The sequence below is a fragment of the Mycobacterium colombiense genome, from assembly GCF_001953985.1.
In the GTDB taxonomy this organism is placed as follows: Bacteria; Actinomycetota; Actinomycetes; order Mycobacteriales; family Mycobacteriaceae; genus Mycobacterium; species Mycobacterium colombiense_B.
Genome location: NZ_MBEI01000017.1, coordinates 20,955 through 47,045, shown reverse-complemented (window position 1 = coordinate 47,045; position 26,091 = coordinate 20,955). Strand labels below are relative to the sequence as shown.

General features: G+C 67.7%; 22 protein-coding genes. 13 read left to right on the top strand and 9 right to left on the bottom strand.

The window, feature by feature from the left end:
- Positions 1-95: 95 nt before the first annotated feature.
- Positions 96-692, top strand: coding sequence for a TetR/AcrR family transcriptional regulator (locus A5732_RS03060; protein WP_076100572.1), 597 nt, complete (start codon positions 96-98; stop codon positions 690-692).
- A gap of 5 nt (positions 693-697) precedes the next feature.
- Here the strand turns inward: A5732_RS03060 and A5732_RS03055 are convergent, their stop codons facing one another.
- Positions 698-1,294, bottom strand: coding sequence for a TetR family transcriptional regulator (locus A5732_RS03055; RefSeq protein ID WP_076100569.1), 597 nt, complete (start codon positions 1,292-1,294; stop codon positions 698-700).
- 62 nt (positions 1,295-1,356) lie between these two features.
- Here A5732_RS03055 and A5732_RS03050 point away from each other — a divergent pair, with 62 nt between their 5' ends.
- The 3 genes from A5732_RS03050 (at position 1,357) to A5732_RS03040 (ending at position 4,778) form a co-directional block, all read left to right on the top strand.
- Positions 1,357-2,454, top strand: a complete 1,098-nt coding sequence (locus A5732_RS03050; protein ID WP_076100567.1) for a DUF1214 domain-containing protein — start codon at positions 1,357-1,359, stop codon at positions 2,452-2,454.
- A complete protein-coding gene (locus tag A5732_RS03045) occupies positions 2,451-3,623 on the top strand; it encodes a sulfotransferase family protein (RefSeq protein ID WP_076100565.1) in 1,173 nt (390 codons plus the stop codon). Before A5732_RS03050 ends, A5732_RS03045 begins: the two co-directional genes overlap by 4 nt.
- Before the next feature lie 78 nt (positions 3,624-3,701).
- Complete coding sequence (locus A5732_RS03040; RefSeq protein ID WP_076100562.1) at positions 3,702-4,778, top strand: DUF190 domain-containing protein; 1,077 nt, start codon at positions 3,702-3,704, stop codon at positions 4,776-4,778.
- Between the two features lies 1 nt (position 4,779).
- On the opposite strand, the gene A5732_RS03035 is transcribed toward A5732_RS03040, so the two are convergent.
- The 3 genes from A5732_RS03035 to A5732_RS03025 form a co-directional block, all read right to left on the bottom strand.
- A complete protein-coding gene (locus A5732_RS03035; protein WP_076100560.1) occupies positions 4,780-5,673 on the bottom strand; it encodes a fructose bisphosphate aldolase in 894 nt (297 codons plus the stop codon).
- Between the two features lie 139 nt (positions 5,674-5,812).
- Complete coding sequence (locus A5732_RS03030; RefSeq protein WP_076052819.1) at positions 5,813-6,385, bottom strand: cytochrome b; 573 nt, start codon at positions 6,383-6,385, stop codon at positions 5,813-5,815.
- On the bottom strand, positions 6,382-7,530 hold the full coding sequence (locus A5732_RS03025) for a catalase family peroxidase (RefSeq protein ID WP_290439394.1): 1,149 nt from the start codon (positions 7,528-7,530) through the stop codon (positions 6,382-6,384). The genes A5732_RS03030 and A5732_RS03025 overlap by 4 nt, the downstream gene beginning before the upstream one ends.
- 354 nt (positions 7,531-7,884) lie before the next feature.
- Between A5732_RS03025 and A5732_RS03020 the strand changes: the two genes are divergently transcribed.
- Together A5732_RS03020 and A5732_RS03015 are read left to right on the top strand one after the other, a co-directional pair.
- On the top strand, positions 7,885-8,262 hold the full coding sequence (locus A5732_RS03020; RefSeq protein ID WP_076052818.1) for an STAS domain-containing protein: 378 nt from the start codon (positions 7,885-7,887) through the stop codon (positions 8,260-8,262).
- Positions 8,263-8,321: 59 nt separating this feature from the next.
- A complete protein-coding gene (locus A5732_RS03015; RefSeq protein ID WP_081286134.1) occupies positions 8,322-8,765 on the top strand; it encodes an ATP-binding protein in 444 nt (147 codons plus the stop codon).
- Here the strand turns inward: A5732_RS03015 and A5732_RS03010 are convergent, their stop codons facing one another.
- Positions 8,766-9,851 carry a phosphotransferase family protein gene (locus A5732_RS03010; protein WP_076100557.1) on the bottom strand — a complete coding sequence of 362 codons (1,086 nt, stop codon included), beginning with the start codon at positions 9,849-9,851 and terminating at the stop codon, positions 8,766-8,768.
- Positions 9,848-10,984, bottom strand: coding sequence for a DUF7064 domain-containing protein (locus A5732_RS03005; RefSeq protein ID WP_076100554.1), 1,137 nt, complete (start codon positions 10,982-10,984; stop codon positions 9,848-9,850). The genes A5732_RS03010 and A5732_RS03005 overlap by 4 nt, the downstream gene beginning before the upstream one ends.
- 125 nt (positions 10,985-11,109) lie before the next feature.
- Between A5732_RS03005 and A5732_RS03000 the strand changes: the two genes are divergently transcribed.
- The 5 genes from A5732_RS03000 to A5732_RS02980 all read left to right on the top strand — a co-directional run bounded on the left by A5732_RS03000 (position 11,110) and on the right by A5732_RS02980 (position 16,657).
- Complete coding sequence (locus A5732_RS03000) at positions 11,110-11,730, top strand: TetR/AcrR family transcriptional regulator (RefSeq protein ID WP_065051536.1); 621 nt, start codon at positions 11,110-11,112, stop codon at positions 11,728-11,730.
- Positions 11,731-11,831: 101 nt separating this feature from the next.
- Positions 11,832-12,968, top strand: a complete 1,137-nt coding sequence (locus tag A5732_RS02995; RefSeq protein ID WP_171974949.1) for a phosphotransferase — start codon at positions 11,832-11,834, stop codon at positions 12,966-12,968.
- A gap of 128 nt (positions 12,969-13,096) precedes the next feature.
- Complete coding sequence (locus tag A5732_RS02990; protein ID WP_076100549.1) at positions 13,097-14,857, top strand: N-acyl-D-amino-acid deacylase family protein; 1,761 nt, start codon at positions 13,097-13,099, stop codon at positions 14,855-14,857.
- Between the two features lie 11 nt (positions 14,858-14,868).
- Positions 14,869-16,209, top strand: a complete 1,341-nt coding sequence (locus A5732_RS02985) for an aromatic ring-hydroxylating oxygenase subunit alpha (RefSeq protein WP_076052813.1) — start codon at positions 14,869-14,871, stop codon at positions 16,207-16,209.
- Positions 16,210-16,393: 184 nt separating this feature from the next.
- Positions 16,394-16,657, top strand: coding sequence for a hypothetical protein (locus tag A5732_RS02980; protein WP_065056171.1), 264 nt, complete (start codon positions 16,394-16,396; stop codon positions 16,655-16,657).
- A 4-nt stretch (positions 16,658-16,661) separates the two neighbouring features.
- On the opposite strand, the gene A5732_RS02975 is transcribed toward A5732_RS02980, so the two are convergent.
- The gene (locus tag A5732_RS02975) at positions 16,662-17,318 is read right to left on the bottom strand and encodes a response regulator transcription factor (RefSeq protein ID WP_076100770.1); all 657 of its coding nucleotides are present in this window, start codon (positions 17,316-17,318) and stop codon (positions 16,662-16,664) included.
- Entirely contained in the window at positions 17,315-18,532 is a 1,218-nt protein-coding gene (locus tag A5732_RS02970; RefSeq protein ID WP_076100546.1) for a sensor histidine kinase, read from the bottom strand. Before A5732_RS02970 ends, A5732_RS02975 begins: the two co-directional genes overlap by 4 nt.
- Before the next feature lie 133 nt (positions 18,533-18,665).
- Here A5732_RS02970 and A5732_RS02965 point away from each other — a divergent pair, with 133 nt between their 5' ends.
- Entirely contained in the window at positions 18,666-19,046 is a 381-nt protein-coding gene (locus A5732_RS02965) for a hypothetical protein (protein WP_076100544.1), read from the top strand.
- Positions 19,039-21,894 (top strand): RND family transporter, encoded by a 2,856-nt coding sequence (locus tag A5732_RS02960; protein ID WP_076100541.1) that lies wholly within the window; start codon positions 19,039-19,041, stop codon positions 21,892-21,894. Before A5732_RS02965 ends, A5732_RS02960 begins: the two co-directional genes overlap by 8 nt.
- Here A5732_RS02960 and eccCa read toward each other — a convergent pair.
- Positions 21,875-26,089 (bottom strand): type VII secretion protein EccCa, encoded by a 4,215-nt coding sequence (gene eccCa / locus A5732_RS02955; RefSeq protein ID WP_076052809.1) that lies wholly within the window; start codon positions 26,087-26,089, stop codon positions 21,875-21,877. The genes A5732_RS02960 and eccCa overlap by 20 nt on opposite strands.
- Positions 26,090-26,091: the final 2 nt, after the last annotated feature.

Genomic DNA, 26,091 nt, shown 5'->3' with positions numbered 1-26,091 from the left:
CTGCGTCGACAAGACGGACCGTCTCGTCTTGTGGCAGACTACCGGGGGTAGTCAGGAGATGTAAAGCGGGCCAGCGCGGCAGTGAGGACCACCAGATGCCAAGCGATCTCACGCAGGTGAGCACGCCGGCGAGCTCACCCAGGAGACGCAGCGAGAAGTCGCGCACGGCGATCGTCACCGCTACGCGTGAACTCCTGCTCGAGCGGGGGTTCGACGGCCTGACCATCGAGGCGGTCGCCGCCCGCGCCGGCGTGGGCAAGCAGACCATCTACCGGTGGTGGCCCACCCGTCCCGCGCTGGTCGCCGACGTCATGCTCGAAGACGCCGACAAGCTGCTCGCGTCGGTCAACCACACCGGCAACCTCAGCACCGACCTGGTCGGCTGGGTGGGCAAGCTGTGCGCCAGCCTGACGACGCCGCGGGGTGCGGCCATGCTGCGAACGCTGACCGTCGCCTGCATGGAACATGAGGACACCGCCGTCAAACTGCGCGCCGGCTTCAGTGCGCCCCTGCATGACAGCGTGCGGGCCCGGCTGCTGGCCGACGGCATCAACGAGGCCACCGCCGAATCGGCGGCAGACGCGATCGTCGGCGGGGTGGTGTATCCGATCCTGTCGGGCGCGCAACCCTACTCGCGCCGGCGAGCCGAACGGACTACCCGGCTCATCGTGGCGGCCCTCACCGGAGGCTGAGCGGTTCAGCCGACCGTCAGCGCGGCCAACCCCTTTCTCACCCGGCCGGGCAGGGAGCCCCCGTGGCTCAGCCAGTCGTCGAGCGCGATGCGCACCGCCGCCATGGCCAGCGCGCCGATCAGACGCGGGCGCGGGTCCTGCGCGGTCAGCCCGGGCATCCTCGGTGCGATGAGCTCGGCGATCGCCAACTCGTAGCGCACATAGATGTGCAGTGTCCACGCGTCCAGCGTCTCGGATGACCTTGTCAGCGTGGCCAATTCACGGATCTGCGGCTCGATTTCGGCGGAGCCGCGGCCGAGCTCACCGAACGCGCCGATCACCGCCTCGATGGCGGTCAGCTGCGGCGGCTGGGCGGCCAGCGCCGCGGTGATCCGGTCCAGCCAGTGGGCGTTCATGCCCTCGGCGACGGCGTCTTCCTTGGAGTTGAAATAGCGGAAGAACGTGGCCCGGCCGATGTCGGCGGTGTCGGCGATGCGGTCGACGGTGGCCCCGGCCAGGCCGCGGCTGGCGACCAGCTGGGCTGCGGCCGTGGCGATGCGCTGTCGCGTCGCCGCCCGCTTGCGCTCGGCCAGCGACGGCGACGCGGACGTTGCACCAGACATGTCCCCACCCTGTTTCTTGCGAATCGACACAAAACCGTAAGACATAGTCTTAGCATGAGACGATGTCTCAAACCCGCGAATCGTCCGATCAGGCCGCCCCGCAGGCACGCGCCTGGTGGCAGCTCTTCCAGCAGATGCTCGGCGACGTCACCAAGATCATCACCGAAGACGCCGAGTCGGAGCGGGAACTGACCGAAGGGTTGCGCCTGGTCGCAAGGGTGTCGTCACTGTGTGCGCAGATGACGGTCGAGGCCGATCCCGACCGTCCGACTTTCTTCGATATGTGTTCGGAGAACAGGATGGTCGGTGGGCCCAACCCAGACGGCAACTACTACCTGGCGATGATTCGCGGCGACCGCCGCTACCGGATCACGGGGACCCGCGGCACCAGCGCGTACCTGGGATTGCAGATCCTGGCCGGCACCGGACTCACGCCGCGGCGCATGGCGGCCTACGTCAGCGACAGCGATCTGGTGCTGGGCTCGGGCGAATTCACGCTCGTGCTCTCGGCGGACGAGCCCTCCGATCTGGCCGGCGCGCAGTGGGTGAAGCTCCCGCCGGACGCGTCGTCAGTGGTCGTCCGGGAATACATCGGTGATCGGGCCCGCGAGGAATTGGCCACGTTGCAGATCGAGTCGCTGGACCCCGGCCCCCTGACAACGCTGACCGACGACGCGCTCGCCGACCAGTTCACCGCGATGGCATGGTCTTTGATGAAACTGGCGACGCTGCACCGCACCATCAAGCCCGAACTCCTGCAGAGTCCGAACACCTTGTTGACCGCCCAGGCCGCCGACCTGGGTGAGGCCGACACCACGCCCGACAACCTGTACATGATGGGGACCTTTCGGCTCGACCCAGGCCAGGCCCTCGTTCTCGACATCGTTCCGCCCGACACCCGGTACTGGAACGTCACGCTGGAAAGCATCTGGCATGAATGCCTGGAGCCGCGTCGCCGGCACAGCTCGGTGACGAATCGCGGCGTCCAGCCCGATGCCGACGGGCGGGTACGGATCGCAATCTCCGCGGAGGACTTCGGGTTTGGCCATTGGCTCGACACCGGCGGCCGGCATCGCGGCTTCATCGTGCTGCGCTGGCTGGACAATCCGAGCCCGCCCGAGGTCACCGTCTCGGTGCGCCAAGCCCAGGAGCGGAAATGACATTGCAGGACCGATTCGCCCCCGAACGGCTGATCGCCGCCGCGTGTGAGGAAGTCGGCAGCGCCGACTTCGGCGACGAGGGCTGGCGGCCCGGGCTGCACCGGGTCACCGACGGGCTGATCAATGACGCGCGGCTGTCCGATGTCGGCATCGAGATCGCTCACCTCGATCTGATGCGGGCTTTGAAGAACAGGCTCGGTGTAATCGCTTGGCGCAAACAACATCCCGAGATCGCCGCCGAAGAGATCAAGGCGCCCATTTTCATCGTCGGCCAGCCGCGCACCGGCACCACGATCCTCTACGACCTGCTCGCCCAGGATCCCGAACTACGCGCACCACTGACCTGGGAGGTCGACGAGCCCTGTCCGGTACCGCAACCCGAGACCTACCACACCGACCCCCGGATCGCCCAAACCCAAGCCAGCATCGACCTTTCCGAGCAGATCATGCCCGGCTTCCTTGCCTTTCATCCGATGGGCGCGCTGGTCGGCCAGGAGTGCGTGCGCATCACCGCGGCCCAGTTCGTCAGCATGATCTTCTCGGTGCAGTATCGGCTGCCGGGCTACTACCGATGGCTGATGTATGAGGCCGACCACGCGGGCGCCTACCGCTTCCACCGAATCTTTCTGCAGCACTTGCAGTCTGGCGTGCCCGGCCAGTGGCTGCTGAAATCGCCCGCGCACCTGTGGCAGCTGGATGCGCTGCTGGCCGAATACCCCGACGCGCTGATCGTGCAGACCCACCGCGATCCGCTCAACGTCATCTCGTCGATCGCCGCGCTGACCCACCACCTACGCCGGATGTGCAGCGACGAATCCAGCATCACCGAGTGCGCGGCCCAGTCCTACGAGGAGATCGTCGTCGGCCTGGAGCGCGAGATGACCCTGCGGGACAGCGGCGCGGTGCCCGCGGGCCGCGTGATCGACGTGCAATTCGCCGATTTCATCAAGGATCCGTGGACCACGATCAAAGACATCTACGAACGGCTGGACCGCGAGCTGCGGCCCGATGCCGAGCAGAAGATGCGCGACTTCCTGGCCTCGCACCCCTCGGATGGCGGGCGCGGCCGGTACACCTGGTCGGATACCGGGCTGGACGCCGTCGAGGTACGCGAGCGGGTGAGCGCCTACCAGGACCGTTACGGGGTACCGACCGAACAGTTGCGCTGACGTCGGTCGCGTCGAACGCCGCTGCGACGCTTGATGTCTGCGAGCGGGTAGGCTCGCCGGCAGGCGACGGGAGCGGCGATGGACGATTGCCTGAAGCTCACCACTTATTTGGCCGAGCGTAGGCGGACCGGGGACAGCTTTGTCTCCGATGTGCTGCTCGGCCTGTACGCACAGCACCGCATCGCGTGCGGCGTCCTGCTGCGCGGCATCGGCGGGTTCGGCACCGGTCACTACCTGCGCACCGACGAGTCCCTGACGCTGTCGGAGGACCCGCCGGTGGCGATCATCGCGGTCGACACGCGAGCGAAGATCGAGGCCCTGCTCGACCCGGTGCTGTCCGTCAAGCAGCGCGGTCTGGTCACTCTGGAGCGCGCCCGGCTGCTCCACGAGCACATCGGCACAGCGCAGCTGCCCGAGGACCTGCGCGACGCGGTCAAGCTGACGATCTACGTCGGCCGCAAGCAACGGGTCAACGGCTCACCCGCCTACATCGCCCTCTGCGATTTGATGCACCGGCGTGGCCTTGCCGGCGCCACGGTGCTGCTCGGGGTGGACGGCGTCGCGTATGGAGAACGCCAGCGCGCCAGCTTCTTTCGGCGCAACGCCGACGTCCCGATGATGATCGTCGTGGTCGGATCCGGTGAGCGGATCGGTCGTGTGCTCCCGGAGCTCGGGGAGCTGCTGCGCAGGCCCCTGTTCACCCTCGAGCGGGTTCGGGTGTGCAAGCGCGATGGCCAGTTCCTGGAGCGACCGCACGCCCTGCCCGGCGTCGACGAGCGTGGCTTGCCGCTGTTCCAGAAGCTGACGATCTACACCTCCGAGTCGGCCCACGACGGCGGTATGCCGATCCACCGCGCGATAGCCCAGCGGCTGCGCCAGGCCAAGACCGCCGACGGCGCGACCGTGCTGCGCGGCGTCTGGGGTTTTCACGGCGACCACCCGCCCCACGGTGACGGCTTGTTCTCGCTGACCCGCCGGGTGCCCGTGGTCACCATCGTGATCGACACCCCGGCCAACATCGCCGAATCCTTCGCCATCATCGACGAATTGACCCGGGACGAGGGTCTGGTGACCAGCGAGATGGTCCCCGCGCTGGTGTCCGACGAAGGCGGCGGCGAGGCCGGGCCGCCGCGCATGGCCCAGCACCGCTACTAGCTCAGCCGGCGACGGAGGCGTCGTAGATCGACTGGATCGCCTTGTCCAGGGTGGCGTTGAACTGCTCGTCGGACTGGTCGGCCGTCAGGCCCTCGGTCAGCGCCCGGCTGAAGCTGGCGATCAACCCGGTGTTCTTCGCCAGCAAGTCGTTGGCCTCCTCGCGGGAGTAGCCGCCGGAAAGGGCGACCACCCGCATCACCTTCGGGTGCTCGATCAGGGGACGGTAGAAGTTGACCTCGGTGGGCAGGCTCAGCTTGAGCATGACGCGCTGGCCCTCGGGCACGGCGTCGAGCTGCTTGGTGATCTCGTCACGCAGGATGCCCTCGGCCTCGGCCTTGTCCGAAATCGAGATGGTGACCTCGGGCTCGATGATCGGCACCAGCCCGTGCGAGAGCACCTGGTGGCCCAGCTCGAACTGCTGGGCGACCACGGCCGCGATGCCCTTGGGGTTGGCGCCGCCGATCACCGACCGCTCCTTGGTGCCGAAGACACCCAGGCCGGCGGCCCGGTCCAGCAGCTCGTCGAGGCCGGGGATGGGCTTCATCAGCTGGACGTCGTCGGACGCGTCGGCCAGACCCTTGTCGATCTTGAGGATCGGCACCACGCCCTTGGTCTCCCAGAGATAGGTGGTTGACGGCTTACCCGCGATTTCACGGTCCATGGTCTGCTCGAACAGGATCGCCGCCAGCACGCGGTCGCCGGTGAACGCCGGGGACGTGATGATCCGCGAGCGCATCTGGTGAATGAGGTCGAACATCTCCTTCTCGGAGGAGTACGCGTTGTCCTCGATGCCGTAGAGGCGCAGCGCCTTGGGCGTCGAACCGCCGCTCTGATCAAGGGCCGCGATGAACCCCTTGCCCGACCTCATCCGTTCCGCTTGCTGCTGGTTCGACATTGAACTCTCCCAGTTTCCTCGTGGCCCTCACGGGCACCGCACGCCCGGCCCGTGCCCGCGCGCTGAAGTCTGAATCGTGCCGATCATATTCGGCCACTTCGAGCCCGAGCAGGCAGGTCGTCAGACTGCGATTTCGGTCTCAGCCCCGGTCTGGCTGCCCGGCGCCGGCCTTGGTGCGCCACAGCGCCATGCGGTCCAACAGCCGGTCACGCAAGACGAGCGTGTGAAAGAGTACCGCCGTCATATGGGCGGTAAACGCGAGGAAGAGCAGCAGCGCGAAGGCGTTGTGGCACTCCCGGAGCACCGCGAAGATGTCGATGTTGCGCGGCGCGATCCCGGGCAGCGCGACCGGACCGAGCAGGGTGATCGGGAACCGCGCCGCCGACAGCATGGCCCACCCCGTCAGGGGCTGCACCAGCAGCAGGCCATAGAGCAGGTACTCCGACCCCGTCGCGATGCGGCGTTCGGTTTTGCTCATGGTGGCCAGGAACGCCGGCGGCCGGTGCGTGAGCCGGTTCGCCAGCCGGACCACGGCGAAGGCGAGGATCAGCACGCCCAGGGGCCGATGGATGGCCAGCAGCAGCGGGTAGTAGCTGAGCGCGGCGACCATGGTCACGCCGATGAGCAGCTGCCCAATGACCATCGGCGCCATCAGCCAGTGCAGAACGCGCGACGGCAGGGTGAACCGCGCCGCGACAGGGCCCGGCGTCATTGCAGGACCGCTTCGACGTCGACCGCGCTGGCCGTTTTGGGCTCCTCGGCGCGACGGGTGAATGAACGGGCGTACACCGCGGACCGGGCCGCGAGCAGCGGGTCGTCGGAGGCCGCGATGCCGTCGGGCAGCACCAGGGGATCGAAGTTGATGTCGCGCGCGTTGCCGGCCTCCTCCGTCTGGACCGCGGAGATGGTGATGATGCCCGCGTCGATCGTCCGCCGCCCCGCCGGCCAGGGTTTGGTGGCGTCGTGGGTCGGATCGCCCGGCTCGCCGACGGTGAGCACCAGCCGCCAGCTGAGTGGCGTGTGCGCCAGCGCCCGGATCACGGCGTCGAACAGGTAGTCCTTGGCCGGCGCGGATTGTGGGGTCGCGAGGTCGGGCCCTTGCTGCGGGATCGCGGACCAGCGCACCGGCACCGTCGCACCGGCACCGTTGGTGAACCGGAAGGCGTTCAGCCCGTGGAACGCGCTGTCGGCGAACCCCGCGCTCGGCGGTGCCTGCTTGATGATGCGCATGGCCGCGGCGGTCTCGGGGTGCCGCTGCAGGAACGCCGCCATCTGCTGCGGGTCGGGCTTGCCGGTGCCCGGCAGCGGCTTGGATGCGAGCAGCCGGTCGTAGAACCCCTGGGGCGTGCTGTCCGGAAAGACCGGGATGTTGATCATCGCGGTGCGCCACTGCCGGCCGTCGGGCCCGTCGAAGAGCAGACCCAGCCCGCGCACGGTGTCCAGCTTGTCGGGCTGGTCGGGCAGCCCACCCGACAGCGAGAACCGGCCGATCAGCGGAACGCTGCCGCGCCGGAAGACCGCGGCCCGGCAGATCGCCGCGGCCGCCCCGCTGCTGACGAACGTTCCGGTGGCGCTCAGCCCCTTGGCGTGGTTTCGCCGGAAGCCGTCATGGCGGCCATAGACGTGCTCGAAGCGATCCGTGAACCGGGGCGGGGTCAGCGCGCCGGGGCGCAGCCAGCCGCCGGCATAGGCGAAGCCGCCCACGTCGACCGCCGCGACTCCGGCTACCGCCCCCATGCCCAGTAGCGCGCGCCGCCGAATCAGCGTCCCGAATTGCGAGGGCGGTGGCGCGGGCTCCGCGTTGTCGTCAGGCCGCTCGTCATCGTGTTGTCCGACGCCGCGATCACCGGGTTCCACGGCCCACCGTCCTTCCCGTTTGTGCAGGCCACACCCTGCGGGCAGAGAACGAAACCGGTGGAAGCAATTCACGCACGGGCCGATGCCCCGTGCAACTTCTGCGCCGGCCGTCACGCACATCCGGACTACGTCGCGGCGCCCGAAATCGTTCAGCGTTTTGAGCGTGCTACGCCGCGTGTCCTACCATTGGCTAAACACTTGTGGCTGCATCTGCATTCAGTGCAGGTCGACGGGGTGCGTCTCCTCCGTAGGCAAGCGTGTTCCCGAGGGGTTGAATCAACAGCCTCCGGTATGACAGTTGCTATTTTCGAAGCTAGCGGTGTCCCACCCGGGACCGAATGTGAGTGAAAGACCATGGGCGAAAAATCCAGCGACATCGTCGATCCAACCTCTTTTGAAGTGGGCAAACACCAGGTAGATCAGGCGGTCGTGCTGACCGTCTCCGGCGAAGTCGACATGCTCAGCTCGCCGCTGCTGGCTGATGCCATTCAGACCGCGCTGGCCACCAAGCCCGCGGCGCTGATCGTTGATCTGTCCAAGGTCGGTTTCCTGGCCTCGGCCGGGATGACCGTCCTGGTGACCGCGCAGTCGGAGGTTGAGCCGCCGACGCAGTTCGCCGTGGTTGCCAACGGCTCGGCCACCAGCCGGCCGATCAAACTGATGGGAATCGACAGCGTGCTCTCGCTCTACAGCACCCTCGACGGTGCGCTGAGCGGTCTCGCTGGTGAGTGAGCCTCGACAGGGTGAGGACGCAACTGGGGACGATGGGACGCTCTGATCAGCCGCAGAACGTGTCGAACATCGATGATCCGTCCCGCTTTGTGCGGACGCGAGTGGCCGCCGACGCGCGCAGCGCTGCGCGGACCCGCGCCGAGTTCGGGGTGTGGCTCGGACGGTATTTCTCGCTTGACGACGACCGCTTCAACGACCTGCTGCTGGCGGTGAACGAGGCGATCGCCAATGCCGCGGAATTCGCCTATGTCGACGCCGCGGAGCGCGGGACGGTCGACGTGCGCGCGGCCTACGACGACGACTCGGACACCCTGGCGGTGATCGTCGACGACCGCGGCCGGTGGCGTCAGAAGAAGCCGGTCCAGTACCAGCAGCAGATGCGCGGCCGCGGCATCCCCCTGATGGAGGCGCTGGCCGACGACGTCGCCATCGACCGCACGGCGCAGGGCACCCGAGTCACGTTGACCTGGAGCGGCCTGACGGCCCCCGGCTACAGCGCCTGATCAGCCCGACTGCGCCAGCAACTGCTGGACGCGTTCCTCGCGCGGCAGCACCGGACCGTCCTCGAGGGATTCGCCGACCCCGAGTTCGGTGAGCCCGGCGCCGGTCAGCAGAGAGGTGCCATAGGCGGCCAGCACGAGTTTCTGATCGTCGCTATGTCCGTCCTCGACCAGCATCGCGCCGATGAGGCAGATGACGGCCATCTTGAAGGCGTTGAACGCCCGGTACCAGGGCCGGTTCGTGACCGTGATGCCGCTGACCGACTCGTAATGCGCGAGCAGGGCGTCGACGGACAGGGCCGCGGGGTGGCTGTTGATCCCGACCGGCTGCATCCACAGCATTTCCAGCCACCCGATGTCGGTGAGCGGGTCGCCGACCGTCGTCATCTCCCAATCGAAGACCGCGCTGACCTCGCCGCCGGTGAACGCGAAGTTGCCCGGTTTCGCGTCGCCGTGCACCAGCGTGACCTTCGGACACGGCGCCGGCTTGCCGGCCATTAGTTCCCGGTGCAGCCGCTCCAGGGCCGGCAGGGGGCCGCGCTTGACCCGGTTCATCTCCTCGGCCCAGTGCCCGAGTTCGCGGTCGAGGTGGCCGGCGCCATCGTCGAGGGTGTCCAGCCCGGTGCGGCCGAGGTCGACGGCGTGGATGGCGGCCAGCTGTTCGACCAGGCTCTGACACATCCGCACCACCGTCTGCTCGGTGGCGTCGGCCGGCGGTTCCATCTCGTAGACGTCGCCGCCGACCCGTTCCATCACGAAGAACGGCCTGCCGAGGACGTCGCCGGTCGGCTCGAGCCATAAAACCGGTGGGACTCGAACCGGCGTATCGGCCAGGGCGCGCAGGATCGTGAACTGGCGCACCAGATCGTAAGGCTCCAGCAATGCGGGTGGTCGGGGGCGCAGCCTCAACACGACGTCTTGGCGATCGTCACGACCGCCGCGCCGGGTGACCACGCCCAGCGTCATCATCTCGGCCGAGTGCCCGAAGCTCACCCGATCGATGCCCTCGAGGCGGACGTCGTCGGCGCCCGGCACTTGGGTACGCAGCCAGCCGCTCAACCTCTGTTCCAGCTCGGCGCCCAGCGTCATTGGCCAACCCCCTCGCCGTCCGCGGGCAGCCGATCGACCGGGGTCTTGTCCTGGGTGAACGCGGACATATCCATCGCCGTCCAGTTGGGGTAGCGGCGATAGCCCTGCCCGCCGAGCAGCAATTCGAAGATGCCCCAACCGGTCTCGCCGTCACGCTCGAACCGCATCAGCTGGTCTAGGGCCATCGATTTGCCCTCGGTCTCGGCGAGTTGCCCGGGATCGCGACTGTCCCAGGCGAAATGGATGAAGTACGCGCCGCCACCCAGGTCCTCGTATTGGCAGTGCGCCATCGGCAGGCCGTAGTAGGCGTTGACCTCCGGATGGGGCGTATCGGCGAACACGCGATGAGCGTTGCCGTCCTCGTCGGTGAAGACGAGCGCCGCGCGGGTGGGCCGCTTGCAGTCGCCGTCGAATTCGACCTCGTGCTCGATCTGGACGAAGCGTTTCGACAGGGTCCCGTCGGCGTAGGTGATGCCGCCGTCGACGTAATTGACCGTGCCGTCCGATGATTCGATGACCCAGGCCTCGATGGCGTGGTCGTCGAAACCGGCGTCGAGCCACAGCCAGAAGTCGATCTGGTCGGAGATCCGCACCCCGAAGGTGCGGTCGCGACCGCCATGGAAGCCGTCGACGCTGATGCGCTCGCCGTCGATCTGCACCCATCCGCTCCACCGCCCCGGCTCCTTCATGTGGTACATGTCCGCGAGCAATTCGCCATCCTTGCCGTGCACCTTCATCGGCAACAGCTCCCACATCGGGGCCGTGGGTTCGTAATAGAGCTCCCACTCGATTCCGGAGTTGTTGGGCTCGATGTCCAATCGCCACTTCTTCAGCGGCTCGACGCAGGTCCAGCGCATCGGCCCGGCGCTCAGGTCGCCGCGATCGTCGCCGCTGACCGGGCGCCCGGACAACAGGTCCCAGTGCCGGCCGTCGGCGAGGCTGACCTTGACGTAGCCCAGCCCGCTGGCGGTATTCGGGTTATTGCCGTAGCCACTGGCCAGCAGCATGGTGCCGTCCGGCGAGGCGGCGAAGAAGTAGCACCGATCCGACCACGTCGGGTCGGAATTGTGCACCTGGTCGAACGTCGTCGGAAGCTGGTGGGTGAAGGATTCGTCCGCGGCGGAGTACCCCATCGATCGCCCTTTCTAAATAGTAAAGTTGTTGTGCTGCAATTGGATTCAACCGCGAGGCGGACCTCGCCGAATTCTGCTTGCGTCAGATAACAAAGCAGCACAACGTATCCCGTAACATCGCCGCCATGGAACCGAGCCGGCGGTGGGGCGACGACCGCGCGATCCTCGACGACGAGGAGGCCCGCAGCCGAATCCTGGACGCCGCGGGCCGCTGCATCGTCCGGCGCGGCAACACCCAGTTCCGGATGGGCGAAGTGGCCGACGAGGCGGGGGTGTCACGGTCGACGGTGTACCGGTACTTCCCGGCTCGCGACGATGTCCTGCTGGGCCTGATGCTGACGCGCGTGGACAGCGCGCTGTCCGAGTTGGTGCGCTCGTTGCCCGCTCCGGACGACCCGGTTCGATCACTGCCCGAGATGGTGCTGGCCCGGGTGGAGTCGGTGGACGGCAACGCGCTGAACGAAGCGTTGTTCGCCGCCGAGAGCACCGCGGTGGCCTCGGCGCTCGAGAAGGGTTCGGAACCCATCGTGGAGCTGCTGATGCGGCATTACGGTCCGCTGCTGACCCAATGGAAGGCGGCGGGGTTGCTCTACCCCGACGTCGATTTCCGGTCGATCGTGCAGTGGTTGCACACCACGACGCTGTTTTTACTGGCTCCGTCGTGGCGATATCGCCCCGCCGCGGACAAACGAGAATTCGTCGAGCAGTTCGTGGTGCGGGCCCTGGTGCCACAGATCAGACAATAATCGTATATTGTCTGATGTCCAGACGTTCAATTGGTTTTGCCCGGCGCCACCGGTGTTAAAGCACAGCGCCGCGGCCGGCTGGCAAATCGGGATGGATGGGCATGAAAACTCCTGTGGGACAAGCGTTTTCTATCCTCGGCCTGGCCGCTCACCTGGGCCGCGGCGCGGGCCGGGTGGCCACCGACGCGGTGGTGGGCGGCCGGTTCGGCCTTCCCCGGACGGTCGAAGACATCGACCCGGCGGTCCTATCCCGGGTCATGGGCACCACCGTTCGATCCATCCGCGTCCTGAGCAGGGACGCGGGCACGTCCTCGCGCGGCCGCCTGGTCCTGACCGGCAAGAACGTCCCCGAATCGGTGTTCGTCAAGGTCGCGGCACAGACCGCCGCCACCCGGCTGATGGGCGAACTCGGGCGCCTCGGACAAACCGAGGTGCGGTTCTATCGTGAGCTCGCGCCGCAGGTCATCGGCGTCCCCTATTGCTACGGCGCGGCGTTCGACGGCTCGACCGGCCGCTACCTGCTGGTTTTGGAGGACCTGCCGGCCGAGTCGTGCGAGTTCCCGGACACGCTGCACCCGCTGTCGGCCGACCAGGCCAGCCTGATCATCGAGCTGCTGGCCGAGCTGCACGCCACCTTCTGGGGCCGGCTGCCGCGCGACGGACGCGGCCCGATGGGCTGGCTGTACACGCCGTCCGGCGACGTCACGTCCCTGTTGACCGGTTCGTTGATGCACACCTCGATCAAGCGGCTCGCCGAGCGCACGACGATCCCGGTCGACGCTGGCAGGTTCATCGCCGACAACTACCGCGCCGTCGCCGCACTCATCGACACTCCCCCGCACACCGTCATGCACGGCGACGCCCACCCGGGCAACATGTACTTCCATGGCGGCAAGGCCGGGCTGCTGGACTGGCAGGCGGTGCGCCGGGGACACCCCTCCCGCGAACTGGCCTACACGCTGATCACCAGCCTGACGCCCGAAGACCGGCAGGCCAACCAGCGCGAACTCCTTGACGACTACCGGCGGGCGCTGATCGCGTCCGGCGGCCCCGACCTGGACCGCGACGACCTGTGGCTGCGATTTCGCCAGGGCGCGCTGTACGCCTACGTTGCCCCGCTGATCACCACCGGCATGGGCGGGATGCAGGTCGAAGACATCGCGATGGAAGGCCTGCGCCGTGGCGCCGCCGCGCTCGACGATCTGGAAACCGTCGCCGCCCTGAAGAGCTCCCTGTAGGCCGGCCCAATTCGGCTGAGGCTATTGCCTTCGTCGCACCAAGAGTTACGCTACCTTGCGTAGCGAAATGCTGCGCGCCTTCCGGCTCAGCCCTCCAGACACAGCCCACGGCGGCGAAGAGGAGCCTCATGTTCGACCTCAAGATCATCGGTGGAACCGTCGTCGACGGCACGGGCGCGGAACGCTACCCGGCCGACATCGGCATCAAGGACGGCAAGATCGTCGACGTCGTGCGCCGCACCGCCGACGGACCCGCGATGAGCGGGGAGGCGGCCGAAACCATCGACGCCACAGGGCATGTGGTGGCTCCCGGCTTCGTGGACATCCACACCCACTACGACGGCCAGGTCAGCTGGGACAGCCTGCTGGAACCGTCCAGCGGCCACGGCGTGACCACGATCGTGACCGGCAACTGCGGCGTCGGCTTCGCCCCCGTGCGGCCCGGCAGCGAGCAGTGGCTGATCGAGCTGATGGAGGGCGTCGAGGACATCCCCGGCACCGCGCTGACCGAAGGCATCACCTGGGGCTGGGAGACCTACCCCGAGTACCTCGATGCGGTTGGCAAGCAGAAGTTCTCCGTCGACGTGGGCAGCCAGGTCGCGCACGGCGCCGTTCGCGCCTACGCGATGGGCGAGCGCGGCGCCCGCAACGAACCGGCCACCCCCGAGGACATCGAGGCGATGGGCCGGCTGGTTCGTGAGGCGATCGAGGCCGGGGCACTCGGCTTCTCCACGTCGCGCACGATGGGCCACCGCGCGATGGACGGCGAACCGGTCCCCGGCACCTTCGCGGCCGAGGAAGAGCTGTTCGGTCTCGGCCGCGCCATGGCGGCCGGCGGTCAAGCGGTGTTCGAGCTGGCGCCGCAGGGCGCCGCCGGCGAGGACATCATCGGTCCCAAAAAGGAATTGGACTGGATGCGGCGACTCAGCGCCGAGATCGACCGGCCGGTGTCCTTCGCGCTGATCCAGGTGGACGCCGATCCGAAACTGTGGCGCGAGATGCTCGACCTGTCGGCGGACGCGCATGCGGCGGGCGCCCGCCTCCATCCGCAGATCGCGGCGCGGCCATTCGGCATGATGATCGGCTTCCAAGGGCATCACGGATTCAGCCACCGGCCCACCTACCGCCGGCTCAAGGCGGAGTGCGCCCGTGACGAGCTCGCGCAGCGGCTGGCCGACCCCGCGGTGAAGGCCGCAATCCTGTCCGAGGACGACCTACCCGTCGACCCCACCTTGTTGTTCGACGGGATGTTCGCCCTGGTGCAGCACTCGCTGGGCAGGCTCTTTGCGCTCGGCAATCCCCCCGACTACGAGCCGACCCCCGACCGCACGGTGGCGGCCATCGCGAAGGCCCGCGGCGAGGACCCGCTGTCCACGCTGTACGACCTGATGCTGGAGTCCAACGCGACCAACATGCTGATGCTGCCCTTGTTCAACTACGCCGACGGCAACCACGACGCGATTCGCGAGATGATGCTGCACCCGGCCGGCGTGCTCGGGCTCTCCGACGGCGGCGCCCACTGCGGGATGATCTGCGACGCGTCCTACCCGACGTTCCTGCTCACCCACTGGGCGCGGGACCGACGCCGGGGCGAGAAGCTGTCGCTGGAGTACGTGATCCGCAAGCAATCCCGCGACACCGCTCACCTGTTCGGGCTCACCGACCGCGGCACCATCGAGCCCGGCAAGAAGGCCGACATCAACGTCATCGACATGGACGCCCTGACCCTGCACCCGGCGGCAATGGCGTTTGACCTGCCCGCCGGTGGGAACCGAATCCTGCAGGGGGCCAGCGGTTATGCCGCGACCATCGTCAGCGGAACGGTGACCCGCCGCAAGGACGTCGACACCGGCGCCCGCCCCGGACGGCTGGTCCGCGGAGCGCGCTGAGAACTCCCTCGATGGCGACGGCGGCCGGCAACCCGGCGCGGACCCGCGACGAGGATGCCATCGGCACCCCGCCGGATAACCCCACGCTGGTGCCCGCCGAGCGCTACTACTCCCCCGCCTTCGCCGCGCTCGAAACGCAGCGGATGTGGCCGCGGGTGTGGCAACTGGCCTGCATGGTCGACCACGTCGCCGCACCCGGCGACTACTTTGAATACCGCTGCGGCCCTTACGGAGTGCTGATCGTCCGGGACGACGACGGGGCGCTCCGCGCGTTCCAGAACGTCTGCCGGCATCGCGGCAATTCGCTGTGCACCGGATCCGGCTCGGGCCTGCGCGAACTCAAGTGCGGCTATCACGGGTGGACCTGGGACCTTGCCGGGGCGCTCAAACGGGTGCCCAACCGCAAGGGCTTCGGCTCGTTGCGGATGTCCGACTTTCCGCTGATACCGGCTCGCGTCGACACCTGGGCCGGGCTCGTCTTCGTCAATCTCGATCCGGGCGCGGTGTCGTTGACCGAATACCTGGAGGCGGTGCCCGACGACATCGCCTGGTGTCACCTGGAGGATTTCCGCTGCTACGCCACGCTCACCGTCGAGGTCGATGCCAACTGGAAGACGATCGCCGACGGATACAGCGAGACCTACCACATCCAGACCCTGCATCCCGAACTGCTGCGCTGCGTCGATGATATCCATGCGCCGCAACAGATTTGGGGCCATACCGGGAAGTCGGATCAGCCCTATGGCGTGCAAAGCCCACGCTTCGACGGCGCGCTGAGCGACGAAGAGGTGTGGAACGCCTACGTCTACACGCAGGGGGCGCTGATGGGCGCGGCCGAGGGCACGCCCTTCCCCGCCGACGAACGCCGGCCGGGCCAGACGGTTGCCGACCTGATCGCCGACCGGACCCGTGCCTTCGCCGCGAGCCGCGGTGTCGATCTCAATTGGGCTGATACGGATCGGATGACCCGATTGCACCAGTACAACGTGTTTCCCAACATGACGCTTTTGACCAACGCCGACCACCTGACCGTCATGTGCTCGCGGCCCGCCCCCGACCCCTCCCCCGACAAGGGCGAGCTGATCATGTTCTTGATGACGCGAATGCCGCCGGGTGCGCCGCGCACCAAGCCGACGGACGTCCGCATGGCGGCCGATGCGGCCGAGCCCGGCGTGGTGCTCACCCAAGACATCGCGGTGCTGCCCAGCTTGCAGCGCGGTATGCATCAACCCGGTTTCACCCACATGGTGCTGTCCAGCGAGGAACGACGCGTGATCAACATGCATCGCAACCTGGAACGCTACCTCGAGTTGCCCACGTCCCAGCAAATGAGCGGTGGTGCGTCGAAGTGATATCTCGCAACATAATTCGTGTTCGCAGCGCGAAAGTGGCGCCTATCGATTTACAATCCCGCTTGTGATGACCCCGTCTTACCCCTGGGGGGACGATCGAGGGCAACTTGCGCGGCGGCTTCGGCTGCCATATGAGACGCTCCGCCGACGGCGGGCGTTACGTCTGTGCCACAGTTTCGAACGGGTGGGTGTTCGAACGGCACCGGAGCGGTTGCGGCAAATGCTGGAGGGCGCGCCGCTGGCCGCCCACGAACTGATGAACGTGAACTTCGCGTTGATCGCGATCCGGCTCGACCGCGAATTGCGTGCCGCGCGCTACAAGCGGCTCAGACAGCGCGGCACCCGCTCCCTGATGTTCGCGGGCCTGGTCATGGTGGTGCTGAACTTCCTGGTGTGCATGGCCTACCTGCTGCTGCTGAACCTGACGGAGCAGTCGGCGCCCCTCTAGGTCCTCAGCGCGGCGCGACGATGCCGTTGTCGTACGCGTAGACGATCGCGGCTGCCCGGTCGCGCAGATCGAGCTTCCCGAAGATCCGCCCGATGTGGCTCTTGACCGTGACGCCCGAGATGCACAGTTGGTCGGCGATCTCCGTATTCGACAGGCCCTGGCCGATCAGCGTCAGCACGTCGAGCTCGCGGGTGGTCAGCTCGCCGATCGCGGCGCCGCGCGGCCCGGGCGCGGCCTTGCGGTACGTGGTGAGCACCCGCGAGGTCACCGCGGGATCGAGATAGCTGTCGCCCCTGGCGACCGCCCGCACCGCGCGGATCAGCTCCTCGGCCGACGAGTCCTTGAGCACGAACCCCGCCGCGCCGGCCCGCGGCGCCCCCGACAGCAGCTCGTCCTCGTTGAAGGTGGTCAGCGCGAGCACCGGCGGCCGGCCGCCCAGCCTGCGCGTCGCCTCGATGCCGTCGATGCGGCGCATCCGCAGATCCATCACGACGACGTCGGGCCGGTGCTCGGCCACCGCCACGGGCACCTCGTCACCGTCGGCGCATTCGGCGACGACGGCGAAACCGTCCTTGCGGCGCAGGATCCGGCGCAGGCCAGACCGCACCAGGTCCTGATCGTCGACGAGCAGCACGCTGATCTCGGGCGTCGCGTCGATCATGCCTTGCACCACCATGGGCGCCAGGCCGTATCGCCTTCGTGCAGTGGGATTTCGGCGCACACCGACCAGCCGTCTCGGGTGGGGCCGACCTCGATGGCCCCGCCGAGCAGCTCGACGCGCTGGCGCATGCCGCGCAAGCCACGCCCTTCGGCCGACTGCGCGGCCATCACCGCCGCGGGAAGCAGATTGGTGATGGCGAGCCGCGCGGATAACGGCGAAATATCTAACACCACACCGGCTTTCGACTCCGGCGCATGCTTGGCGATGTTGGCCAGTGACTCCTGGGTAATGCGGTACAGCGCGAGGCCGACCGCGGCCGACACGTGATCGGTGGGGCCCTCGAGGCATAGGCCGACGGCCAGACCGGCCCGCTGGAAACCCTCGACGAGGGCTGCGATGTCGTCGATGCCGGGTTCGGGCGTGGTCTGCGCGGTCTTGGTGGGCCAGTTGTCGAGCAGCCCGACGGTGCGTCGGATGTCGGCCATCGCCTGGCGGCCGAGCTTCTCGGCCTGTTGCAGCGCCTCGACCGCGTCATCGACGTCGCGGTCCTGCTGCAGCGCCCGGCGAGCGCCGGTCACATGCAACAGGGTGATGCTGAGCGAATGCGCGATGACGTCGTGCACTTCGCGGGCGATGCGGCGGCGTTCGTCGGCGGCGGCGTGCTCGGCCAGCATCTCCTGCGCCTCAATCTGTTCGGCCAGCAGCAGCCGCTGGGTGCGCATCACGTAGCCGAGCAGCCAACCCACCGCGATGAAACCCAGATACAACGCGATCGCGTCTAGGCGGTGCAGCGCCGACGCCGTGAGCAGCAGCGCCGCTGCCGACGCCGCGGCCAGCAAGCCGCCCAGAACCGAGGCCAACGTCGCGACCGACAAGACCATCAGCACCAACAACGCCGGCGCGAAATCGGCCTGTATCGGCGTCGATGTGCCGAATAGAGTCAGCGCGGTGGCCGCCGACCAGGTCGCCCACAACGGCCAGGGCGTGATTTTCATGTTGAAGACGAAGAACGCCAGCTCGGTTGATAGGGCCAGGGCGAACGCGGTCAGCGCCACGGGCAGGTCGGCTGCGGGCCGCTGCAGCGTCCCGATCACGCCGCCGAGCACGAGGCTGACATCGACGGCGATCAGCGAGGTCCACGTGATGCCGACGGGAAGCAGCTCGCTGCGTCGGCGAAGCTGTTCCCGCAGGTGATCCACTGCGGCGCGCGACATCGTCCAATCCTAGAAGAGCTCGCCGTTTCGTCACATCCTCCCGCGGTCGGCACCCGTCTCCGCCCTTAGTAGGAGCCAAAGACTGCACTTCGGCACGACGCGCGGCGGAGGGCAGTTTTCCTAACGTCGAGGCATGACATGGACACTGCTGCACGACCGCATGGCCTTCATGGCCGAGGTGATACGAGCCGCCGAGACGGACCCCGAGGCGGCGCTTGCGTTGATCGACAACTCATCCGAGGTGTCCGAGCTGTTCGGCGACGAGGAGGGCCTGATGCTCTCGCTCGGCCAGCGCTGGATCACGATGCTGGTGGCCAAGCTGGATCAGGCCGCCTACGAGGGCGCGCCGGCCGAACAGGTGCGTGCCGATCTCGAGGCCGCCCATCCCGGGCTGCACGCGCTGGTGAAGATCGGCACCCGTCGCTCGCTGCGCGTGCGCTCGCTTACGCGCGGTGAGCATGTGGCGGTCGGCTTGTTCGGCGGGCCCACCAGCGAACGGCAGACCGTTGCATGACCGCATGGGCAGCCTTGCGCGACTGACCAGCCGGTACGCGGTCCTCGTCGTCGGCCTCTGGGTGCTGGCGGCGGGCGTCGCGAATGTGGCTGTCCCGCAGCTGGAGCGGGTGGTTGACTCCCATGCCAGGTCCTTCATGCCTCCCGGCGCGCCCAGCGCGGTGGCCGCGGCGCGGGCTGCCCAGCTGTTCAACCAGACCCCCAGCAACAACTTCGTTTACGTTGTGCTGGAACGCGATCAGCGGCTGACACCGCAGGATCGCCGCTTCTACGATGCGCTGACGACAGCGCTCGGCTCGGATCAGCGTCATGTGTACGCGGTGACCGACCTGTGGTCGCAGCCGGCCACGGCCGCCGGTGCGCAGAGTTCGGACGGTAAGGCGGTCAGCGTGATGGTGCGGCTGGCCGGCATGCTCGGCACCGCACAGGCGCGCGACTCGGTGAATACCGTGCGCGGGACCCTCCACAAGCTCTCACCACCGGCAGGCCTGCAGGTCCATGTCACGGGCCCCGGCGCCACCATCGTCGACGAATTCTCGGCGATCGACCGCCAGATGCTCGGAATCACCGCCGCCACCATCGGTCTCATCCTGCTGCTGTTGCTGGTGGTCTACCGATCGCCGGTTGCGGCGGCGATCCCCCTGATTTCGGTCGGGCTCGCCCTGGCCCTGGCCCGCGCTGTCGTCGCCGCCCTGGGCCAAGCCAACGTGGTTGAGGTATCGCTGTTTTCAGTGGCGCTGATGGCGGCTATGACGCTCGGGGCCGGCACCGACTACGCGATCTTCCTGGTCGGCCGCTACCACGAAGGCCGGCGCCGCGGCGTCGAGCCGGGCCAGGCGTTGACGCAGGCCTACCGCTCCATCGCGCCCGTGGTCATCGGATCTGCGCTGACCGTATCGGTGGCGCTGGCGTGTTTGGTGTTCGCGAAGGTCGGCTCGTTCCGCAGCGCCGGGTTGCCGTGCGCCATCGGCATTCTCGCGACGATGGTGGCCGCACTGACCCTGACACCCGCGCTCATGACCCTGGCGATACGCCGCGGATATCTGGAGCCGCGGCCGTCTACCACCGCGCGTCGCTGGCGGCGCGTCGGAACGGCCGTCGCGCGCTGGCCGGGACCAATCCTGGTCACCGCGCTGGCGTTGATCCTGCTGGTCGCGCTGCCGCTGGTCAGCATGCGGGTCGGCTTCAACGAACCCGCCGCCACGCCGTCGTCCACCGACTCCAATCGCGGCTATGCCAGCTCCGACCGGCATTTCGCGGCCAACGCGCTGCTGCCCGATGTCGTCGCCGTCCAGGCCGACCACGACCTGCGTAACCCGGCCGGCCTGATCGCCATCGAGCGCATCACCCGCCACATCATGGCGGTGCCGGGGGTGCGGGCGGTGCAGTCCGCCAGCCGGCCCGACGGCAAGGTGCCCGAACAGGCGACGTTGAGCTACCAGGCCGGTGTGCTCGGCCGTCAGTTCGGCGACACCATGGATTCGCTGACCCAGCGCCTCAAGCGGGTTTCCGAGCTGGACAGCGCGCTGGCACAAACCCAGCTTGCCGTCGACGGGTTGGGTAACGGATTGCGCGGTGGCAGCGCCGGATTGGCCGATATGTCCGGCGCCGCGGAGGACATGCGGGCCGGGATGGACGGGCTGGAGCGCAACGTCACGACCGTGTCGGGCTACCTCGACCCGTTGCGCGACTTCGTCGGACGGACCCCCGACTGCGCCACCAATCCGATCTGCTCGACGGTGGACCGCGTGCTCCAGCCCGTCGACAGCCTGGTGCAGACCTCCACGCGCCTGGGCTCGGGCGCCGCGAAGCTCACCAGCGGCTCGAGCACGGCCGCCACCGCGATGGCCACCCTGCCGCAGAGCGTCACGTCGATGAAAGACGCCTTGGGGCAGGCGCGTTCGGCCACACATGACCTGCTGAGCTTGTCCGACACGCTCGGACCCCAAATGCGTCAGTTGACCGATTACATGAACGAGATCGCCACCCAGTTTCAGGGCAGCGCCGCGGCGGACTTCTATATGCCGCAGCGGGCGTTGACCGACCCGCGGTACACCACGGCGCTTAGCCACCTGATCTCCGAGAATGGCCGCGCCGCTTACCTGTTGGTGTATGGCGATGGCTCGGAGTGGGGCGCCGACGGCGCCAAGCGGGCGGACCAGGTGCGCGCCGCGATCAAGGAGGCCACCAAGGAGGGCACCCTGACCCCGACCGAGGTCGACCTCGCCGGGGTCGGCCCGGTGACCGCCGATCTGCAGCGCTTTGTCGCGAGCGACACCGAGCTATTGGTAGGCGCCGCGCTGGTCCTCATCTTCCTGATCGTCACCGCCATGTTGCGCAGCCCGGTCGCGGGATTGGTCGTCGTCGGAACCGTCGTCACGTCCTACGCGTCGGCCATCGGTGCCAGCGTGCTGATTTGGCAGCACCTGCTTCATCACGACCTGCACTGGGCTGTGGCGCCGATCGCCTTCATCGCGCTGATCGCGGTCGGCGCGGACTACAACCTGCTGCTGGCGTTGCGCATCAAACAGGAAGCGGCGGCGGGTCTGAAGACCGGCATCATCCGGGCATTCGGTGCAACCGGCGGGGTGGTCACCGTCGCCGGCGTCATCTTCGGGCTGACCATGCTGGCGCTGCTGAGTAGCAGTGTGCTCAGCATCGCCCAGATCGGCACGACGATCGCGGTCGGGTTATTGCTGGACACCCTGGTGGTACGGGCCTTCATCGTGCCGTCCATCGTGGCGCTGTTGGGCCGGTGGTTCTGGTGGCCGAGCCCACTCCCCCGCCGCGTCGTCACGCCGACGGTGAAAGCGCCCGAGCCGCAACTGGTTACTGCTGCGGCGGTGTGACCGACGACGGCAGCCCGACCAGCACACCTTCGACGTCACCGTCGACGCTGACCAGCAAGCCACGCCCCGGCGGCAACGTCTGGGCCCGGACGTTTCGGTTGATCCGGTTCTGTGGATCGTTATCCATGTACAGCTGGGCCACTTTCGCCGAGTTCTGGAACCGCATCCACGGATCCATCTGCAGCGTCGCCCAGTTCGCACTGTTGCGCGTGGTGAAGACGTGCAACCCGATCTGCCGCGCGCGCTCCATCAGCTTCCACAGCGCCGCGCCCACCGGCGGCTTGGGCGGGTAGCTCTGGTCCGGACGCAGGTCCTGGATGTCATCGATGAGCACGAAGTGCCGCGGGCCCTCCCACGGCTTGAGTTCGCGTAACTCCTCCTGGCTCAGGCCTTTCGGGGGTAGCCGCGGCAGCAGGACCTGTTGCGCCAGTGCGGTGATCACCTCGTCGATCTCGTCCTGGTCGTAGGCGTAGGCGCTTACATAACCGGGCCCGTGCAGATCCCGCAGACCGTGCGGTGCGGTCTTGGGGTCGATCAGCGTCAGCTGCGCCTCTTCCGGGCTGAACCGGTTCATGATCGCCTCGCCAATGGCGACCAGCGACATGGTTTTTCCGCAGCCCTGCCGCCCCAAGATCATCAATCCGGGACTCTCGCGCAGCTTGATGGGGACGGGACCCAGTTCGTGCCGCTCGCCGATCGCGAAGCTGATCGAGAGGTCGTCGCCGCTGGGGTGCGCGGCCTCGTAGTCCAGGATCGCCTTCAGCGCCACCCGCTGCGGCAGTCGCTGCAGGGTGGCGTGCTTGGTCACGCCGGCGACCTCCGCGATGCGGGCACCGACGTCGACGATGCTGACAATCGCACCGGTGGTGGGATCGGTCAGCGCCGGCACACCCACGCGCAGCTCGTGCAGGCTGTCGGTCAGACCGAAGCCGGGCCGGTTCAGTGTTCGCCGGGCCGCGTCGCGCGATTCGAGCGACGAATGGCCCATCTGACTTTCGCTGGGATCGGCCAACCGCAATTGGATTCGCGCCGTGGCGTTTTGCAGCAGGCTCTGCCGCTGCCCGTGAATCCAGCCGCCGGCGCTGCACATCACGTGCACCCCGTATTCGGGGCCACGGCTGCTCAACGAGATGATCCGGTCGCCGAGCACGGTGTCTTTCGAGTACAGGTCGTCGTAGTCGTCGACCACCACGAAGACGTCGCCGAACGGGTCGTTAGCGTCGGTGCCGCCCAGGCCGTCGCTGCCCGGCGCGAACCGGCGTTCGCGGAAGCCGTCGAGGTCGATCTTGAGGCGACGGAACGAATCCTCGCGGGCGTCGATCAAGGCGTCCATGCTGCTCAGGATTCGCTCGATGCCTTCGGCGTCCTTCGGCGACACGATGTCGGTGACGTGGGGCAGCGAGGCGGCCTGGGCGAGGGTCGCCCCGCCGATGCAGAAGAACGTCACGCGCGACGGACTGTACATCGTTGCGGCCGAACACATCAGCGTCATCAGTGTGGTGGTCTTGCCGCGCTGCTTGGCGCCCACCACGATCACGTTGCTGCGCAACGCGTCCACCGCATGCACGATCTGCTTGGACTCCTCCGGGATGTCCATGACGCCGACCGGGAACATCAGGCCCGGGTTGCGCCCATAGTCGACGTGCCAGGGCTTGCCGCGGTATCCGGCGACGAGGGCGTCGATGGACTCGGGCTCCTCGAGCGGCTCCAGCCACGGCCGGCGCGGTGAGCGGTGCGGCACATCGTGCAGCGACTCCCGCAACACGTCGACGATCTTCTTCCGCTTGAAACCGTCGTCGTAGTAGAGGAATTCGTCGGGCTCGGCGTCGACAGCCGCGGCGGCCTCGAGTGCCGTGGCGTCGGAGGCGTCCAGTGGCTGGAACTGCCAGTTGTACAACCGCGGCTTGGTCAGCGTCATGTCGACGGTGGTGGCGACCTCCTTGGTCTTCGGCACCACGAACGGGGCGGAGAGGTAGAAGCAGCGGAACGGTTCCAGGTCACGCGGCCCCACCTTGAGCAGACCGAAACCGTTTTCCTTGGACGGCAGGTGGTAGGCGGCGTCAGAGCCGATCACCTCGCGGCTGTCGTCACCGGACTCGGCGCGCAGCGCGATGCGGAAGGCGATGTTGGACTTGACCTTTTGCAGCGAGGACAGGTCCAGCCGCTGCCCGCCCAGCATGAAGAAGACGTTCGCACCGCGGCCTTCCTGGCCGATGTGGATGATGAGGTTGATCCACTTCTCGTGGTTGGCGAACAGCTCCAGGTACTCGTCGACGATGACGAGTAGGACCGGGACCGGCGGCAGATCGCGCCCGGCGAGCCGGATCTCCTCGTAGTCGTTGGCGTCACGCGCGCCCACCGAGGTGAACAGCTCGTAGCGCTGCTTGATCTCACCGTCGATGACCCTGCGCATCCGCTCGGCCAGGTGCCGTTCGTCCTTGCCGAGGTTCGACAGCGCGGCCACCACATGCGGGATGCCCAGGATGTCCTGCGCCGCCGACTCGAACTTCATGTCGACGAAGATGACGTTGAACGTCTCCGGGGAGTGCGTCAGCGCGATGCCGTAGACCAACGACAGGAAGAACTCCGACTTACCCGAGCCACTGGTGCCGATGACGACGGAGTGGAACCCGAAGCCGCCGAAGTCCTTGGCGCGGATGGTGATGTTCTGCAGCTCGCCGTTGGGTTTGGCGCCGACCGGGACCTCGCACCAGCGCTCGTCACCGCGGCCGCGACGTTCGGCCCACAGCCGGTCGACGTCAAGGTCCCTAGGGTCGTTGATGCCCAGCGCCCGCAACAATTCGGTTGCGCCGCTGACCGAGTCGGCGATCTCGCTGCGGCTAGTCGGTGACCAGCGGGCCATCGCCCGCGCGTAGCGGTAGGCGCGGTGCACGGAAAGCTGGTCGGCGTGGGCGAAGAACTTGTTGCGGACCCGCAGCAGTGGTGCCGGGCGGTCGTCTTCGCCGTCGGCGTCGGAGCCGTTGCGGTGCAGGACGACCTCGCCGTTGACCGAGCCGTTGGGCGAGCTGTGGCGTTCGCTGAGGTCGAACACCTGGTCGTCGGCGAAGCCCACGCCGGCGCCGATCCGGGAAGCAATGCGCAGCAGGGTGATTCCCGCCTTGCCGACCTGGCCGACGACGCTCTCCCACGCGTCGGGGCTGCCGGTGTTGTCGTCGACGATCACCAGATGCGGGCCCAGGTCGACCGTGTCCGCACCGGTTTCCAGGGTCGATCCCATCGCGGTGGGGCTGGCCGCGGCCAGCGGGGTCCAGGCCCCACGCTTGCCCTTCATGTGCAGCTCGGCGCCGAGGGTCTCTTCGAGTTCCTCGGGCGTGGCGAAGACCAGGCGCCGAAACCCGCAGGCGTCGAAGAGTTCGTCGTGCAGGTTGTGCGGCAGCCACACGATCCACGACCACACCTCGGGGTTGCGGGTCACCACCAACAGCTTGACGTCGCGCGGGTTGTGAAAGACCGCCAGCGAGCACAGCACCGAGCGCATCAGCGACCGGAGCCGGTCCAGGTCCTCGCCGACGAAGCTGAATCCGGGCGCCGAGCGCAGGTTGACCACCTTGGCGATGTCGCGAATCTTGCGCTGCTCCAAGATGAAATCGCGAAGCGCCTGCCCGGTGACCGGTTCGAGTTCCTCGTCGGAGGCGATGTCGGGCCAGGTCACCGACAACACCGAGTCCGGCGCGTGCTGCACGCCGGTGCCGAGCCGCACCTCCAGGAAGTCCGCGTCGCCGCGCCCGCGTTCCCACATCCGCGGGCCGCCGATGATGGCCCCGAGACCGCGGGGGTCGGCGTGCACGGAGTTCTGCCATTCCCGTTGCGCGCACACCGCGGTCTGGATCTCGTCTCGGTTGCCGTCGAGATCGCGCAGGTAGCGGCGACGGCCCTTTTCCATTTCGCCCCAAGTGATCTTGCGAGCTCGGCCGAAGCGGCCGGAGAAGGCCAGCATGCTGAAGGCGCCGATGCCCATGAGGGGGAAGAAGCCGGTGGTCAGGCTGCGCACGCCGGAGACGTAGAGCATGACGATGGTGCCGATGAGCGCGACGATCAGCGCCGGCACACCGATCATCACCCAGATGTTGCGCGGCTCGCGCTCCGGCAGCGCGATCGGTGCGCTGGGCGCCACCCGGACCGGTTTCGGCGGCTCGATCTTGACGCGGTTGATGGGGAACGCTTTCTTGGACATTC

Excerpts from the sequence above, each read along its gene's own strand:
- A5732_RS03060 (WP_076100572.1), top strand. The coding sequence starts at position 96 with ATGCCAAGCGATCTCACGCAGGTGAGCACGCCGGCGAGCTCACCCAGG.
- A5732_RS03055 (WP_076100569.1), bottom strand. The coding sequence starts at position 1,294 with ATGTCTGGTGCAACGTCCGCGTCGCCGTCGCTGGCCGAGCGCAAGCGG.
- A5732_RS03050 (WP_076100567.1), top strand. The coding sequence starts at position 1,357 with ATGTCTCAAACCCGCGAATCGTCCGATCAGGCCGCCCCGCAGGCACGC.
- A5732_RS03045 (WP_076100565.1), top strand. The coding sequence starts at position 2,451 with ATGACATTGCAGGACCGATTCGCCCCCGAACGGCTGATCGCCGCCGCG.
- A5732_RS03040 (WP_076100562.1), top strand. The coding sequence starts at position 3,702 with ATGGACGATTGCCTGAAGCTCACCACTTATTTGGCCGAGCGTAGGCGG.
- A5732_RS03035 (WP_076100560.1), bottom strand. The coding sequence starts at position 5,673 with ATGTCGAACCAGCAGCAAGCGGAACGGATGAGGTCGGGCAAGGGGTTC.
- A5732_RS03030 (WP_076052819.1), bottom strand. The coding sequence starts at position 6,385 with ATGACGCCGGGCCCTGTCGCGGCGCGGTTCACCCTGCCGTCGCGCGTT.
- A5732_RS03020 (WP_076052818.1), top strand. The coding sequence starts at position 7,885 with ATGGGCGAAAAATCCAGCGACATCGTCGATCCAACCTCTTTTGAAGTG.
- A5732_RS03010 (WP_076100557.1), bottom strand. The coding sequence starts at position 9,851 with ATGACGCTGGGCGCCGAGCTGGAACAGAGGTTGAGCGGCTGGCTGCGT.
- A5732_RS03005 (WP_076100554.1), bottom strand. The coding sequence starts at position 10,984 with ATGGGGTACTCCGCCGCGGACGAATCCTTCACCCACCAGCTTCCGACG.
- A5732_RS03000 (WP_065051536.1), top strand. The coding sequence starts at position 11,110 with ATGGAACCGAGCCGGCGGTGGGGCGACGACCGCGCGATCCTCGACGAC.
- A5732_RS02995 (WP_171974949.1), top strand. The coding sequence starts at position 11,832 with ATGAAAACTCCTGTGGGACAAGCGTTTTCTATCCTCGGCCTGGCCGCT.
- A5732_RS02990 (WP_076100549.1), top strand. The coding sequence starts at position 13,097 with ATGTTCGACCTCAAGATCATCGGTGGAACCGTCGTCGACGGCACGGGC.
- A5732_RS02985 (WP_076052813.1), top strand. The coding sequence starts at position 14,869 with ATGGCGACGGCGGCCGGCAACCCGGCGCGGACCCGCGACGAGGATGCC.
- A5732_RS02975 (WP_076100770.1), bottom strand. The coding sequence starts at position 17,318 with ATGATCGACGCGACGCCCGAGATCAGCGTGCTGCTCGTCGACGATCAG.
- A5732_RS02970 (WP_076100546.1), bottom strand. The coding sequence starts at position 18,532 with ATGTCGCGCGCCGCAGTGGATCACCTGCGGGAACAGCTTCGCCGACGC.
- A5732_RS02965 (WP_076100544.1), top strand. The coding sequence starts at position 18,666 with ATGACATGGACACTGCTGCACGACCGCATGGCCTTCATGGCCGAGGTG.
- eccCa (WP_076052809.1), bottom strand. The coding sequence starts at position 26,089 with ATGTCCAAGAAAGCGTTCCCCATCAACCGCGTCAAGATCGAGCCGCCG.